The sequence below is a fragment of the Paracoccus binzhouensis genome, from assembly GCF_016446475.1.
Lineage (GTDB): Bacteria > Pseudomonadota > Alphaproteobacteria > Rhodobacterales > Rhodobacteraceae > Paracoccus > Paracoccus binzhouensis.
The window spans coordinates 1-14078 of record NZ_JAEHFP010000111.1 but is presented as its reverse complement, the minus strand read 5'-3'; the positions used below and the strand labels follow the sequence as shown (position 1 = coordinate 14078).

Sequence of the window (14078 nt, the reverse complement as noted above, 5' to 3'; positions counted from 1 at the left end):
GGGGCCGGCCGCCGTGGTACTGGCCGCGCAGGCTCCGGCCCAGGCGGCGGCCGCGTCCGGCGGGGTTGATGCGGCCACCCCGGACGAGGTTGCGGCCCCAGCCGCAGCCGCGGCCAGAAGCGCGGCCCAAGCCGCCGATCCCGATGCCGAGGCGCTGGCCCGCGCCTGGGCGATCAAGGCCCAGGACAGGGAGGGCGTGCAGACCATGGTCGATCGCGTCGCCGCGCTCAGCACCCGGCCCTGGCCGACCGACGCGGCCGCCGAAAGGACCGAAAAGGCGGTGAAGGTGCTGAAGGCCGATCAGGAAGCCGCCGCGTCCAGAACGCTGGCCGTGGCCTGATCGCCCCATGCGCGGAACAAGGCGGGCGGCTGCCGACCGGGCGCCGCCCGCTTCGATTCGCAGGGGCGGGGCGGATGCCAAGCCACTTTCCATGTGCCTTGATTTCCTGTATGGGGCGTCTCCATCTGTGACGTGACGCCAGGCCCCTGGGCACATGCGAAGGATAGGGGCGGCGGCAATGGGGCCGCCATTTGACACGGGACGCGACCGGAAGGGCCGGCGCGTCGCCAGAGGAAACCAGATGTTTGATGAAGTGAAGAAATCCATCCAGTGGGGCCAGGAAACGCTCACGCTGGAAACGGGCAAGGTTGCCCGCCAGGCCGACGGCTCGGTCATCGCCACCCTGGGCGAGACCAGCGTGATGGCCAACGTCACTTTCGCGAAAGAACCCAAGCCCGGCCAGGACTTCTTTCCCCTGACGGTGCATTACCAGGAAAAATACTATGCCGCCGGCAAGATCCCCGGCGGTTTCTTCAAGCGCGAGGCCCGGCCTTCGGAAAAGGAAACCCTGACCGCGCGCCTGATCGACCGTCCGATCCGCCCGCTGTTCGCCCCCGGCTTCAAGCATGAAGTGCTGGTGATGTGCACGGTGCTGAGCCACGATCTGGTCAACGATCCCGACATCGTCGCCATGATCGCCGCCTCGGCCGCGCTGACGATTTCCGGCGTGCCCTTCATGGGCCCGATCGCCGCCGCCCGCGTCGGCTTCGCCAATGGCGAATACGTCCTGAACCCCGAGGTGCAGGACATGGACCAGCTGCGCGGCAACCCCGAGCAGCGGCTGGACCTGGTGGTCGCCGGCACCCGCGACGCGGTGATGATGGTCGAATCGGAAGCCTATGAGCTGACCGAGGCCGAGATGCTGGGCGCGGTGAAATTCGGCCACGAGGCGATGCAGCCGGTGATCGACCTGATCATCGACCTGGCCGAGGCCGCCGCCAAGGAACCCTTCCCCTTCGCCTCGCCGGATTACAGCCCGCTTTACGCCCGCGTGAAATCGCTGGGCGAGACCGAGATGCGTGCCGCCTATGCCATCCACGACAAGGGTGAGCGCCGCGACACCATCGAGGCCGTGAAGGTGAAGATCCTCGAAGGGCTGACCGAGGAAGAGCGGCTCGACCCGAACCTGGGCTCGGCGCTGAAGAAGCTGGAATCGGGCATCCTGCGCGGCGGCATCATCGACGGCCGCCCGCGCATCGACGGCCGCGACAACAAGACCGTGCGGCCCATCGACTGCGAAGTCGGCTTCCTGCCGCGCACCCACGGCTCGTCGCTGTTCACCCGCGGCGAGACGCAGGCGCTGGTCGTGACCACGCTGGGCACCGGCGACGACGAGCAGATCATCGACGCGCTGCATGGCAATTCCCGCTCGAACTTCCTGCTGCACTACAACTTCCCGCCCTATTCGGTGGGCGAGGTGGGCCGCGTCGGCAGCCCCGGCCGTCGCGAGATCGGCCATGGCAAGCTGGCTTGGCGTGCGCTGCAGGCCGTTCTGCCGGCCGCGACCGACTTCCCCTATACCATCCGCGTGGTTTCCGAGATCACCGAGTCGAACGGCTCGTCCTCGATGGCCTCGGTCTGCGGCGGTTCGCTGTCGATGATGGATGCGGGCGTGCCGCTGAAGGCGCCGGTCGCCGGCGTCGCCATGGGCCTGATCCTGGAAGAGGACGGCCGCTGGGCGGTGCTGACCGACATCCTGGGCGACGAGGACCACCTGGGCGACATGGACTTCAAGGTCGCGGGCACGGAAAACGGCATCACCAGCCTGCAAATGGACATCAAGGTCGCGGGTATCACGCCCGAGATCATGGAGCAGGCGCTGGCCCAGGCCAAGGACGGCCGGCTGCACATCCTGGCCGAGATGTCCAAGGCGCTGTCCGAAGGCCGGCGCGAGTTCAGCGCCCATGCCCCGCGCATCGAGACGATGACCATCCCGACCGACAAGATCCGCGAAGTGATCGGCTCGGGCGGCAAGGTGATCCGCGAGATCGTCGAGACCTCGGGTGCGAAAGTCGACATCAGCGACGACGGCACCATCAAGATCGCCTCGGCCAATGCCGATTCGATCAAGAAGGCCTATGACATGATCTATTCGATCGTGGCCGAGCCGGAAGAGGGCAAGGTCTATGTCGGCAAGGTCGTGAAGCTGGTCGATTTCGGCGCCTTCGTGAACTTCTTCGGCAAGCGCGACGGGCTGGTGCATGTCAGCCAGATCGCCAACAAGCGCCTGAACCACCCCAACGAGGTGCTGAAGGAGGGCCAGGAGGTCAAGGTCAAGCTTCTGGGCTTCGACGACCGCGGCAAGGTGCGCCTGGGCATGAAGATGGTCGACCAGGAGACCGGTGAAGAGATCACCGAGAAGAAAGAGGAATCGGCCGAAGGCTGAGGCTTTCGCCGCGATTCGACTGTTGGAGCCTCGGCAATGCCGGGGCTCCTCCATGTTCGGCGGGACGGGATATCAACGATGCAGACGAATTGGCCGATCTTCGTATTGACATTGGCAGGCGACGAGGCGCGTCGTCAGCCATTGTTGGACCGGCTTGCCGAAAACGGCTTGCAATGGCGCCTGGTCTACGGGGTCGATGGACGGCGGGGCCTGCCGCCGGAATACTTGCCGATGATCGACCGCGACGCCGCTCAGGATCGACTGAAACGGCCGATGACGGATTCGGAATTTGCCTGCGCCTTGTCGCATCGGCGTATTTACGAGATTATCATGGCCGAGGGTCTTGATGGGGCGCTCGTGCTTGAGGATGATGCAATCCTGACGCCGGACTTTCCCGACTTCATTCGTGCGGGGCACCATTTGACCGATACGTTGGCCTTGCTGTATCACTATTCCGGCCGCGCGCTGCCCTGGCAACGCAGGAAAGCCGGTCGGTGGTTGATGTATCGTCCGACGCGACGGGCATCGGGCTGCACCGGCTACACGCTGTCCCGAAACATGGCGCATGAGCTGTTGCAGGCGATGACCCCGGTCAGTTTCGTGTCCGACTGGCCCGTGGACTTGTATGATTCGCGAGCTTGGTTGGTCGCCCCGCGTGTCGTGCATCATGCCCCTCCGGGACAGGGGCTTTCGCATCTAGCCCAGGAGCGAACCGTTGCGGAGATGCAGCGGCCCTGTGAAAAGAGGAATCCGGCCCGTTTCCTTAAGGCAAGTTATTACCGCGGGCTTGTTCGGCGCAGGCTGGCGCGCCGCGTGGACTCCTAGCATGACACCTTCGGATTATATCGCAGGGGCGGGCCTGTCCTTCCGGCCGGTGCCAGAGGCGCTGGCGGACCCGCGGGGCAGGGTGATTGCCCATCTGCGCCGCCCGGACGGTGTCGATCTGGCCTGCACGGCCGATCTCACGCAAGAGATCGCGCTTTACGAAACCCCCCAGGGCGAGCCGCCGCTTTTCGTTTCCTACTATACCACCGATACGCCATATGAGGCGCTTGCCGCCGATCTGCGCGCCTCGCTGGACCGCTACGGCCTGCCCCATCGGATCGAGCCGGTGGCGTCGCGCGGGTCATGGGTCGCCAATACCGGGCTCAAGGCGCGGGTGATCCAGGCGGCCTGGCAAGACAGCGGCCGCCCGGTCTGCTGGATCGACGCGGATGCAGCGATCCTGCGGCCGCCCAGCTTTCTGATGGGCAATCCCTTTGATGTGGCTTTCGTCCGCCGCGCGGGGTGGGAAGATATTTCCTATTTGATTTACCTTAACGCCACCGAGGCGACGGGCAGGATGCTGGCGGAATGGGTGCGGCTTTGCGACCAGCATCCGAATGTCTGGGATCAGGTGCTTTTCAGCCTGGCCTGGTTCCGCACCGCTCGCGAAACGGCGCTGGCGAGCCAATGGTTCAACGGCGGGGTGTCCCGCACTCCCCGGCCCAAGATCCGCGATCTGCGTGACAGGCTGTTCTATTATCCGTTCGGGCGCAAGATCCGGCCCTTCATCGACCAGAAACAGGCATCGCGCCGGCTCAAGGCCTATGTGAACGCCTCGGCCCGGCCGAAGGATGAGATTGGAAGCGACGACCTGAGCGCTGGCTATCGCGCCGCGCTGGCGAACCTTGATTTCAGTTTCGATCCGCAACTGGATGCGATCGTCTCGCGGCGGACATAGGCGAATGGTCAGGCGCAGGAAATCCCGGCTAGAGCGCTTCTTTTCGCTCAATCAGCATCGCAAGCGTTGGGGCGCGCGGCGACATGTCCTGGCCGCCCCCGACCTGGTCGCGATGCGCGAGCGGATCGTCCAGGCGGGCGAGCCGGTGCAGACCCGCGGCTCGGATAAGTCGCTGGAGCGGCACCTGGCAAACCTGCGCTGCGAGTTTTCGGGCCGCCCCGAGCTTTTGCTGCATCACGCCACGCTGATCGTTCTGATCCGTCGCGAGGTGCGGCTGGCCGAAAGTCTCGGCCAATTCACCGCGCTTTGGGCGCAGGAGGCGGAGTTTCTGTGTCGGCACCTGAACCTGCGCTGGCTGATCTCGGCGGCGGATACCTTTGCCGACCATGGCCCTGATCCGCAGGCCCGCGCGGTCGCGATGATGGCCTCGCTTCTGGCCAATACCGTCAAGATCGGTGAATCCGACCGCTATGTCCGCGGTGCGGAGACATCGGCGCCGCTGCCGGAGCGGATCGAAGAACTCCAGACCGAACTGGTTCCGCTTTTCGAGGGGATGTCGGTTTTTACCGTCGGCACCGACGATACGCTGCGCAACATGTATTGGCGGCTGGAGCCCTTCTTCGCCGCTGGTTCTGCGGGGATGATCCTCAAGACGGTCTATGATCGGATGCAGGTCAACGATACGGCTTTTGCCCGGCTCCGGGCGCTGCACCGCCGCGACCGCACCGGTTGGTGGGAGGACGAGACATGAGTGTCCTTGGCTTGTCGGATTGCTTGGTCGCGAGGGGCGGATAGATGCGCCTTCCCGCCTATCTCATCAACCTGGACGGCTCGGACGAGCGGCTTCGTTCAGCCTCCCGGCAGTTGGACGAGGCGGGCGTGCCCTTCGAGCGCGTCCCGGCCTTTGACGGCAGGGCGCTGCGGGTCGAGGAATTTCCCGATTACGATCCCGCTGGGGCGATGGCCTATATGGGCCGGCCTTTGCGCGGGGGCGAGATCGGCTGCTATCTCAGCCATCTCGACTGTGCGCGGCGCTTTCTGGACAGCGGCGCCGAATATGGCCTGGTGTTCGAGGATGACATGCAGCTGCAGCCGGGCTTTGCCGAGGGGATGCGCGTCCTCATGGGCTGGCTGGACCGGCATGATCGCGACTGGGATCTGATCAATCTCGGCGCCAGACAGCACAAGATCTATACCCCGGTCATGGGGTTCGAGGTTGCGGGTCGGCATCATGAGCTGACCCGCGCCCATTACTTTCCGATGACGGCCACCGCGCTGCTCTGGTCGCGGCAGGGGGCCGAAACCTTTGTCCGCACTCATCGGCGCATCACGGCGGGCGTGGACAATCATTTCCGCCACTGGCTGACCCGCAACGACCGGGGGCTGGCGGTCTGGCCGCCTCTGGTCACGACGACCGGCGTGGAAAGCCAGATCGAAGACGGCAAGGGCAAGCGGTCGGCAGGCGGGCGGCACCCGCTTTACGGATTGATCAAGCAGCGCCGGCAGATCGTCAACAAGCTGATCGCGTGGCGCCACAAGCGGCGGCTGGCACGCCGGTAGAAAGGCCGCGGGCGGTGCCGCGGCCTTGCAGGATCAGGCCGGATCCTTGGCAAAGCGCAGATAGGGCAGCGCCTTGTTCAGCTGGCCGTATTTCGCCTCGGCCGCCGCGTCGTCCAGCGCCAGCGCCACGATCACGTCCTGGCCCGGTTCCCAGTTCGCCGGGGTGGCCAGCGGCACGCCGTCGGTCTTTTGCACCGCGTCCAGCGCGCGGATGATCTCGGCGAAGTTGCGGCCGACCGACATCGGATAGGTCATCGTCAGCCGCACCTTCTTGTCCGGCCCGATGATGAAGACCGTGCGCACCGTGGCCGAATGCTGCGGCGTGCGGCCCTCGGCCGGCAGGTAGTAATCGGCCGGCAGCATGTCATAGGCCTTGGCCACCGTCAGTTCGGTGTCGTCGATGATGGCGAAATTCGCCGGGACGCCTGCGACCTTCTCGATGTCGGCCTTCCATTTGCCGTGGTCCTCGGCCGAATCGACCGAGACGCCCAGAACCTTGGTGCCGCGCTTCTCGAACTCGGGCACCAGCTGCGCCACCACGCCGAATTCCGTGGTGCAGACCGGGGTGAAATCGCGCGGATGCGAGAAAAGAACCGCATAGCTGTCACCGATCCAGTTGTGGAAACTGATCTGGCCCTCGGTCGAATTGGCGGTGAAATCCGGGGCGGTGTCGTTGATGCGCAGGGACATTGCAGATCCTTTCGGTTGGCCTTCGGCGACAAGATAGGCATCTGCGGCGGATTGTCCAACTCGATCTGTTCAGTCGTGATAATTCGCAGGGCCGCTGCGGCTTGCAGCCCGGTCTTGCGGGTGCCAGTCTGCGGGCCAATCGCAGATCAAGGGAGGCTCTCATGAGCGGACTTGCCGACAAGCGGAAATTCTACATAGGCGGCGAATGGGTTGCGCCGCGCGCGCCCAACGACCTGGAGGTGATCGACCCCTCGACCGAGGAGGCGGTGGCGGTGATCAGCCTGGGCGGCCAGGCCGACACCGATGCGGCGGTGGCCGCGGCCAAGGCGGCCTTCCCGGCCTGGGCGGCGACGCCCCCGGCCCAGCGACTGGCCCATGTCGAGAAGATCCTGGAAATCTACAAGCGCCGCGCGCCCGACATGGCCGCCGCCATCAGTGCCGAGATGGGCGCGCCGCAGGACATGTCGCTGAACGACCAGGCCGCGGCGGGCAGCTATCACATCGAGACCTTCATCGAGGCGTTCCGGGATTTCGAGTTCATCCGGCCGCTGCGCCCCGACACGCCGACCAGCATGGTGGCATGGGAGCCGGTCGGCGTGGTCGGGCTGATCACGCCCTGGAACTGGCCGATGAACCAGGTCACGCTGAAGGTGATCCCGGCGCTGCTGGCCGGCGATACCGTGGTGCTGAAGCCCAGCGAGATCGCGCCGCTGTCCTCGGTCGTCTTTACCGAGATCGTGGACGAGGCCGGGCTGCCGCCGGGGGTCTACAACATGGTGAACGGCGACGGCGCGGGCGTGGGCTCGCAGCTTTCGGTGCATCCCGACGTGGACATGATCAGCTTTACCGGCTCGACCCGCGCCGGCATCGCCATCACCAAGGCGGCTGCCGATACGCTGAAGAAGGTGGCGCTGGAACTGGGCGGCAAGGGCGCCAACCTGGTCTTTGCCGATGCCGACGACAAGGCGGTGACGCGCGGGGCGCGGCATTGCTTCTACAACAGCGGCCAGTCCTGCAACGCGCCGACGCGGATGCTGGTCGAGCGGTCCTTTTACGAAACCGCGGTCGAGCAGGCCCGCAAGGTGGCCGAGGAGACCGCGGTGGCGACGGCCCACCAGCCGGGGCGCCATATCGGCCCCGTGGTCAGCAAGCAGCAATGGGACAAGATCCAGGACCTGATCCAGAAGGGCATCGACGAGGGCGCGCGCCTGGTCGCCGGCGGCCCCGGCCTGCCCGAGGGCGTCAATCGCGGCTATTTCGTGCGCCCGACGGTCTTTGCCGACGTGACCAACGACATGACCATCGCCCGGCAGGAGATCTTTGGCCCGGTGCTGTCGATCATCCCCTTCGACAGCGAGCAAGAGGCGGTCGCGATCGCCAACGACACGATCTATGGCCTGACCAACTATGTGCAGACCAGCGACGGCGCACGGCGCAACCGGCTGGCGCGGCAGCTGCGCGCCGGTATGGTCGAGATGAACGGGCAGGGCCGGGGCAGGGGCTCGGCCTTCGGCGGCGTCAAGGCCTCGGGCCGGGCGCGCGAGGGCGGCGTCTGGGGGCTGGAGGAGTTCATGGACAGCAAGCAGATCAGCGGCTGGGATCCCGATGCCTGACGTGCGGGGCCGCCTGGCGGGCGGCCCTTTTCCTTGCGGGGCCGTGCCGCTAGCATCCGCGCCGCGAAAGCCGAGGGGGCGCGACAGATGAAGACCATCCTGATCACCGGCGGCGGCAGCGGCATCGGCCGGCTGACCGCGCGGCGGTTTCTTGACGCCGGCTGGCGCGTCGGGCTGATCGGCCGGCGCGAGGCGGCCCTGGCCGAGACCGCGGACGGCCATCCGCAGGCGCTGGTCCTGCCCTGCGACGTGACGGTGCCCGAGGCGGTCGATGCCGCCTTTGCCCGCGCGGTGGCGCAATGGGGGCGGCTGGACGTGCTGTTCAACAATGCCGGCGCCATCCTGATCTCGCGGCTGATCGACGAGATTTCCTGGGAGGAGTGGCAGGGCGTGGCGCGGGTGAACATCGACGGCATGTTCCTGTGCGCCCGCGCCGCTTTCCGGCAGATGCGGCGGCAGCAGCCGATGGGCGGGCGGATCATCAACAACGGCTCGATCGCGGCCGAGGCGCCGCGCCCCGGCTCGGTGCCCTATACGGTCTCGAAACACGCGGTGACGGGGCTGACGCGGACGCTGGCGCTGGACGGGCGGCCGTTCGGCATCGCCTGCGGCCAGATCGACGCCGGCAATGCTGCGACCGAGATGATTGCCGCCGTGGCGACGCAGGGCGCGCCGCAGGCCGACGGCTCGATCCGGCCCGAGCCGGTGATGGACGCCGCGAACGTGGCCGAGGCGGTGCTGCACATGGCCAGCCTGCCCGAGGGCGCCAATGTGCTGCACATGACGGTGATGGCGACGAACATGCCCTTTGTCGGGCGCGGCTGAACGGGCCCGGACAAGCGAAAGGATCAGGGATGAAACTGCTGCGCTATGGCCCGCCGGGCCGGGAAAAGCCGGGGCTTCTGGACGCCGAAGGCCGCATCCGCGACCTGTCGGCCCATGTCGCCGACATCGCCGGCGCGGTGCTGGGGCCCGAGGGGCTGGCCGGGATCGCGGCGCTGGACCTGGACGGGCTGCCCATCGTCTCGGGCCAGCCGCGGCTGGGGCCCTGCGTGGGCCAGGTGCCGAAATTCGTCGCCATCGGGCTGAACTATGCCGACCACGCCGCCGAGGCCGGGCTGCCGGTGCCGGCCGAGCCGGTGGTGTTCAACAAATGGACCAGCTGCATCATCGGCCCGGACGACGACGTGGTGATCCCGCCCGGCGCGCAGAAGACCGATTGGGAGGTCGAGCTGGGCGTGGTCATCGGTTCGCGCGCGAGCCATGTTTCCGAGACGGCGGCACTGGACCATGTCGCCGGCTATTGCGTGGTCAACGACGTGAGCGAGCGCGAATGGCAGGCCGAGCGCGGCGGCACCTGGGACAAGGGCAAGGGCTTCGATACCTTCGGCCCGATCGGCCCCTGGCTGGTGACGCGCGACGAGGTGCCCGACCCGCAGGCGCTGGAGCTGTGGCTGGAGGTGGATGGGCTGCGCCGCCAGCAGGGCTCGACCGCGACGATGATCTTCGGCGTGGCCGAGATCGTCGCCTATTGCTCGCGGCTGATGACGCTGATGCCGGGGGATGTGATCACGACGGGCACGCCGCCGGGAGTCGGCATGGGCGCGACGCCGCCGGTGTTCTTGCGCGGGGGCGAGGTCATGCGGCTGGGCATCGAGGGCCTGGGCGAGCAGCGCCAGAGGGTGCGCTGCCGCGATTGACCGCGCGGGTGGGCGCGTATTTCGGAAACGGTGAAGCGGAGAGGCTGCGCGGAAGCTGGCAAGGCAGCGGCCGGCGGCGCGGTCGCAATGGGTATTTGGAGAACGAAGAAGGCCGTCAGCTTTCGGCGGCCAGGGTTTCCGCCAGCGTGTCGGTCTTGGTGAAATAGTCGGGCGACAGCCGCAGCACGCCGGGCAGGTCCAGCAGCACGCGGCGCAGGTGCTGGCGGATGGCGGCCTCGGCCCGGTCGGGGTCGCGGGCGGCGATGGCCTCGGCCACGGCGCGGTGCTGGGCCAGCATGGTGTCCTTGGGCGTCATCGCCGTCAGCAGGTGGCGGGCGCGGTCGAGATGCATCTTCATCTGCTGCAGGTGGCTCCAGACCCTTGCCTTGCCGGCGATCGCGGCCAGGGTGGCGTGGAATTCCTCGTCCAGCTGGGCCAGCGCGGTGGGGTCGGCCTCGGCCTCTTGCCGGGCGATCTGGGCGAACAGGGCCTCGCAATCCTGGGGCGGGGCGCAGGCGGCGGCCAGGCGGACGGTGTCGGCCTCGACCGATTCGCGGATGAAGCGCGTACACAGCACCCATTCCATGTCGATGCGGGTGACGAAGGTGCCGCGCTGCGGCCGCACCTCGAGCAGGCCCTCGCCGGCGAGGCGGATGAAGGCCTCGCGCACAGGCTGGCGCGACAGGGCGCATTGGTCGGCGATCTCCTGTTCGGAGAGGCGCGTGCCGGGCGGCAGCTCGCCGCGGATGATGCGCTGGCGCAGGCGGGCGTGCAATTGCGCCGCGAAGGGCGGCGGGCCCCCCGTGGCGGAAAGGGTTTCGGTCGATGCGGGGTCCATGAATCCTCCCTGGAACCCGCATTAGTTCGGGACCGGACCTTGCGTCAACCTTTGGGGCTGCGGTGAAAGCTCATCACCGTGGTCTGGCGGTAGAGCTGCCCCGCCTCCAGCCGCGCCGAGGGATAGCCGGCATGGTTGGGCGCGTCCGGCCAGAGCTGCGATTCCAGCGCGATGCCGGCATGGCGGCCATAGGGCCGGCCGCCAAGGCCGGGCGCGCCGGGCGCCAGGTGTTCGCCGGCATAGACTTGCAGCCCCGGCTCGGTCGAGCGCAGGGTCATCATCAGCCCGCCCGCCTGGAGCACCGCCGCCTTGCGCGGCACGATGCGGCGCCGGTCCGAAAGGCAGAGGTTGTGGTCGATGCGCGGCCCCTTGAGCCGCTCGGCCAGGGTGACGGGATTGCGGAAATCCAGATGCGTGCCCTGGACCGCCGCGGGCGCGCCCAGTGGGATCATGTCCTCGTCCACCGGCAGGTAGGTTTCGGCCGGGACGGTCAGCCGGTGGCCGGCCACGGTATCGGTGCCATCCAGGTTGAAATAGCTGTGCTGGGCGAAGTTGCAGAAGGTGGTGTCGTCCGAGGTGGCCAGGATGGTCAGCATCAGGACCGGGCCGGGCAGGATGGACCAGGTCGCGCGGATCAGCATGGCGCCGGGAAAGCCCATGTGGCCCGCGGGCAGGTGATCGGCCAGCGCCACCGAGCTTTCGTCCCAGTCGGCCAGCATCCAGTTGCGCGTGCCGCAGCCGTCGTGGCCGCCGTGCAGCATGTGGCGGCCGTCCTGGTTGCGGTCCAGCTGCAGCCTTTGCCCGTCCAGCGCCGCGCGGCCATGGGCGATGCGGTTGGCATAGCGCCCGATCACCGCGCCGAAATAGCGGCCCTCGTCCAGATAGGGCGCGAGCCGCGGAAAGCCCAGCACCAGCGGATGCCCGATCCCGGCCAGCCGCAGATCCTGGAGCGAGGCACCCAGCGTGATGACCGAGGCCGTCAGCCCATGGCCCGAGATCGTCGCCTGCATCACCGGCCGGCCGTCCGGCAGCAGGCCGAATGTGCGTGGCATCATGCCCGGACCCGCGGTTCCGGCCGGCCCTGGGCGTCGGGATCCAGCAGCCAGGTCCGGCCGTCCTGCGGCCCGTGCCGGCCCTCGGCGGCGCTGGTCACGATCAGCTGCGCAAGGCCGGGGCCGCCGAAGGCCGGGCAGCTGGGCTGGCTGGCGGGCAAGGACAGGCGGCGCAGCAGGCGGCCGTCCGGCGCATGGCAGGCGACCGCGCCGCTGCCCCAGCGCGCGTTCCAGAACCGCCCCTGCGCGTCGGTGACGGCGCCGTCGGGGAACTGGTCGGTCCCGGCCAGGTCCAGGAAGACGCGGGCCTCGGCGCAGGGCCAGCCGCGCGCGTCCAGGTCTTGCGACCAGACGGTCTGGGCGGCGGTGTCGGCGAAATAGGCCAGGCGACCGTCGGGAGAAAAGCAGATCGCATTCGGGATGGACATGTTCCCCCGCAGCAGGCGCAACTCTCCGTCAAGATAGCGATAAATCGCCCCCTTTCCAGCCCTTCCGTCGCGTTCCATCGTGCCGATCCAGAAACCGCCGAAAGCATCGGCCCGCCCGTCGTTCGAGCGGTTGCCGGGCCGGTCGGCTTCCAGCGCGGCCAGCCGTTCCTGGCGGCCGTCGCGCAGGTCGAAGCGGATCAGCCCGGTTTCGCTGGCGATCAGCAGGCGGTCGCGGTCGATCCAGCCCGCGGCCGAGACCATCTCTTCGAAGCGCCATTCCAGCTCGGTCCCGTCGTCCAGCCGCGACAAAAGCCGGCGGCCGAGGATGTCGAACCAGAAGGGCTGGGCGCGTTCGGGATGCCAGAAGGCGCCTTCGCCCAGTTCGCAGATGCGGGGGTCGAAGACCCGCGCGTTCATGCGCAGGCCCGCAGCGCCGCCACGATGTCGCGCGCGCGGGCCGCGACCGTCTCGGCCCCGTCGCCGGGGCGATAGAGCGCGCTGCCGATGCCGAAGCCCTGCGCCCCGGCATCCAGCCATTCGGCGAAATTCGCCGGGCCGGCGCCGCCCACGGCATAGACCGGCATGTCGCGCGGCAGCACCGCGCGCAGCGCCCTGAGCGTGCCGGTGCCGGCCTGGTCGGCGGGAAACAGCTTCAGCCCGGTCGCGCCCGCGGCGATGGCGGCGAAGCATTCGGTGGCGGTGAAGACGCCGGGCCAGGATTGCAGGCCGCGCGCCCGCGTCGCGCCGATCACCGCCGGATCGGCATTGGGCGAGACGATCATCCGCCCGCCGGCATCGGCCACCTGCGCGACCTCATCCACCGTCAGCACGGTTCCGGCGCCGATGGTCGCCTGCCCGGCCAGCCCCCCTGTCATCAGCCGGATGCTTTCCAGCGGGTCGGGCGAGTTCAGCGGCACCTCGATGCGGTCGATGCCGGCATCGACCAGGGCGCGGGCGACGGGCAGGGCCTCGGCCGGGGTCAGGCCGCGCAGGATGGCGATGATGGGCAGGGTCATGTGTCCTCCGGCAAATCGAGGCTGGCGGCGGCAAGGCCGGCCAGGACCAGCGCCGTGCCGTCCTTGTGGCATGCCTGCGCGCCGGCCGCCAGCAGCAGGGTTTCGTAAAGCCGCGCCAGGTCGGGCGCGCCGATGATCGCGGTCGGGCCGTCCTGCCAGAAGTCGCGCGCGGCGGCCAGTTCGGCGCCGATCAGCAGGCCCGAAAGGCGACCGGCCGCCTGAGCCGGCGCCAGCCCCTGCAGCAGGGCGGCGGCGCGCAGGGGAAACAGCCCGGATTGCGCGGCACGGGGATCGGCCAGCGCCTCGGCCCCGGCTTCGGCAAGGGCCGCAGGGTCGGGGCGGGCCGCGTCGATGGTCAGCCGCAGCACCGACTGGCCGGCAAGCAGCGAAAAGACCTCGCCGGTCATGAAGCTGCGGAAACGCTCGACCCGGCCCTGCGACAGGCGCACCCATTTGCTATGCGTGCCGGGCAGGCAGAGCGCGCCGTCGAAACCGGGGTTCTCGGCCAGGAAACCGGCGATCTGGGTTTCCTCGCCGCGCATGACGTCGGGGGGCTCGGCCTGCGACAGGCCGGGCAGGATGCGGACATCCAGCCGCGGGTCGCGGGCGGGGGCGCGGATGGCGCGGCGCGGGTCGATGGGCGGGCAGGGGACGGCGCGGTATTCGGCCTCGGCCCAGCCGCCGCGGGCGCCGGCCATGCCGCAGGCGATGACGCGCATCCGGCCGGCCGCG

At 68.4% G+C, this 14078-nt stretch carries 14 protein-coding genes and 1 pseudogene; 9 read left to right on the top strand and 6 right to left on the bottom strand.

What is annotated here, in order from left to right; genetic code table 11:
- From I9P22_RS19485 to I9P22_RS19460, 6 genes and pseudogenes are all read left to right on the top strand, one after another.
- Positions 1-340: pseudogene (locus I9P22_RS19485) on the top strand (hypothetical protein); the annotation flags it as partial.
- A 241-nt stretch (positions 341-581) separates the two neighbouring features.
- Positions 582-2726 carry a polyribonucleotide nucleotidyltransferase gene (pnp, locus tag I9P22_RS19480; RefSeq protein ID WP_036758720.1) on the top strand — a complete coding sequence of 715 codons (2145 nt, stop codon included), beginning with the start codon at positions 582-584 and terminating at the stop codon, positions 2724-2726.
- Between the two features lie 78 nt (positions 2727-2804).
- Positions 2805-3551 carry a glycosyltransferase family 25 protein gene (locus I9P22_RS19475; protein WP_166435619.1) on the top strand — a complete coding sequence of 249 codons (747 nt, stop codon included), beginning with the start codon at positions 2805-2807 and terminating at the stop codon, positions 3549-3551.
- A gap of 1 nt (position 3552) precedes the next feature.
- Positions 3553-4449, top strand: coding sequence for a hypothetical protein (locus tag I9P22_RS19470; protein WP_116223194.1), 897 nt, complete (start codon positions 3553-3555; stop codon positions 4447-4449).
- A gap of 4 nt (positions 4450-4453) precedes the next feature.
- Positions 4454-5200, top strand: coding sequence for a hypothetical protein (locus I9P22_RS19465; RefSeq protein WP_233253488.1), 747 nt, complete (start codon positions 4454-4456; stop codon positions 5198-5200).
- Positions 5201-5244: 44 nt separating this feature from the next.
- Positions 5245-6009: a glycosyltransferase family 25 protein gene (locus I9P22_RS19460; protein WP_116223192.1), complete on the top strand. Its 765-nt coding sequence runs from the start codon at positions 5245-5247 to the stop codon at positions 6007-6009.
- Positions 6010-6042: 33 nt separating this feature from the next.
- Here I9P22_RS19460 and I9P22_RS19455 read toward each other — a convergent pair whose 3' ends face one another.
- The gene (locus I9P22_RS19455) at positions 6043-6699 is read right to left on the bottom strand and encodes a peroxiredoxin (RefSeq protein WP_116223191.1); all 657 of its coding nucleotides are present in this window, start codon (positions 6697-6699) and stop codon (positions 6043-6045) included.
- 161 nt (positions 6700-6860) lie between these two features.
- Here I9P22_RS19455 and I9P22_RS19450 point away from each other — a divergent pair, with 161 nt between their 5' ends.
- From I9P22_RS19450 to I9P22_RS19440, 3 genes are all read left to right on the top strand, one after another.
- Positions 6861-8312, top strand: coding sequence for an aldehyde dehydrogenase family protein (locus tag I9P22_RS19450; protein WP_116223190.1), 1452 nt, complete (start codon positions 6861-6863; stop codon positions 8310-8312).
- Between the two features lie 87 nt (positions 8313-8399).
- Positions 8400-9137: an SDR family oxidoreductase gene (locus I9P22_RS19445; protein WP_036758666.1), complete on the top strand. Its 738-nt coding sequence runs from the start codon at positions 8400-8402 to the stop codon at positions 9135-9137.
- Between the two features lie 29 nt (positions 9138-9166).
- Entirely contained in the window at positions 9167-10012 is an 846-nt protein-coding gene (locus tag I9P22_RS19440) for an ureidoglycolate lyase (RefSeq protein ID WP_116223189.1), read from the top strand.
- A gap of 115 nt (positions 10013-10127) precedes the next feature.
- On the opposite strand, the gene I9P22_RS19435 is transcribed toward I9P22_RS19440, so the two are convergent.
- The 5 genes from I9P22_RS19435 to I9P22_RS19415 all read right to left on the bottom strand — a co-directional run.
- On the bottom strand, positions 10128-10850 hold the full coding sequence (locus I9P22_RS19435; protein ID WP_036758671.1) for a GntR family transcriptional regulator: 723 nt from the start codon (positions 10848-10850) through the stop codon (positions 10128-10130).
- Positions 10851-10894: 44 nt separating this feature from the next.
- Positions 10895-11905: an aldose epimerase family protein gene (locus I9P22_RS19430; protein ID WP_233253487.1), complete on the bottom strand. Its 1011-nt coding sequence runs from the start codon at positions 11903-11905 to the stop codon at positions 10895-10897.
- Positions 11902-12747 (bottom strand): SMP-30/gluconolactonase/LRE family protein, encoded by an 846-nt coding sequence (locus I9P22_RS19425; protein ID WP_116223188.1) that lies wholly within the window; start codon positions 12745-12747, stop codon positions 11902-11904. The genes I9P22_RS19430 and I9P22_RS19425 overlap by 4 nt, the downstream gene beginning before the upstream one ends.
- Positions 12744-13346: a 2-dehydro-3-deoxy-6-phosphogalactonate aldolase gene (locus I9P22_RS19420; protein WP_116223187.1), complete on the bottom strand. Its 603-nt coding sequence runs from the start codon at positions 13344-13346 to the stop codon at positions 12744-12746. The genes I9P22_RS19425 and I9P22_RS19420 overlap by 4 nt, the downstream gene beginning before the upstream one ends.
- The coding region (locus I9P22_RS19415; RefSeq protein WP_199261280.1) for a 2-dehydro-3-deoxygalactonokinase at positions 13343-14078 on the bottom strand (736 nt) is incomplete at its 5' end. The genes I9P22_RS19415 and I9P22_RS19420, both read right to left, overlap by 4 nt.

Coding starts and splice junctions, on each gene's coding strand:
- pnp (WP_036758720.1), top strand. CDS start 582: ATGTTTGATGAAGTGAAGAAATCCATCCAGTGGGGCCAGGAAACGCTC.
- I9P22_RS19475 (WP_166435619.1), top strand. CDS start 2,805: ATGCAGACGAATTGGCCGATCTTCGTATTGACATTGGCAGGCGACGAG.
- I9P22_RS19470 (WP_116223194.1), top strand. CDS start 3,553: ATGACACCTTCGGATTATATCGCAGGGGCGGGCCTGTCCTTCCGGCCG.
- I9P22_RS19465 (WP_233253488.1), top strand. CDS start 4,454: ATGGTCAGGCGCAGGAAATCCCGGCTAGAGCGCTTCTTTTCGCTCAAT.
- I9P22_RS19460 (WP_116223192.1), top strand. CDS start 5,245: ATGCGCCTTCCCGCCTATCTCATCAACCTGGACGGCTCGGACGAGCGG.
- I9P22_RS19455 (WP_116223191.1), bottom strand. CDS start 6,699: ATGTCCCTGCGCATCAACGACACCGCCCCGGATTTCACCGCCAATTCG.
- I9P22_RS19450 (WP_116223190.1), top strand. CDS start 6,861: ATGAGCGGACTTGCCGACAAGCGGAAATTCTACATAGGCGGCGAATGG.
- I9P22_RS19445 (WP_036758666.1), top strand. CDS start 8,400: ATGAAGACCATCCTGATCACCGGCGGCGGCAGCGGCATCGGCCGGCTG.
- I9P22_RS19440 (WP_116223189.1), top strand. CDS start 9,167: ATGAAACTGCTGCGCTATGGCCCGCCGGGCCGGGAAAAGCCGGGGCTT.
- I9P22_RS19435 (WP_036758671.1), bottom strand. CDS start 10,850: ATGGACCCCGCATCGACCGAAACCCTTTCCGCCACGGGGGGCCCGCCG.
- I9P22_RS19430 (WP_233253487.1), bottom strand. CDS start 11,905: ATGATGCCACGCACATTCGGCCTGCTGCCGGACGGCCGGCCGGTGATG.
- I9P22_RS19425 (WP_116223188.1), bottom strand. CDS start 12,747: ATGAACGCGCGGGTCTTCGACCCCCGCATCTGCGAACTGGGCGAAGGC.
- I9P22_RS19420 (WP_116223187.1), bottom strand. CDS start 13,346: ATGACCCTGCCCATCATCGCCATCCTGCGCGGCCTGACCCCGGCCGAG.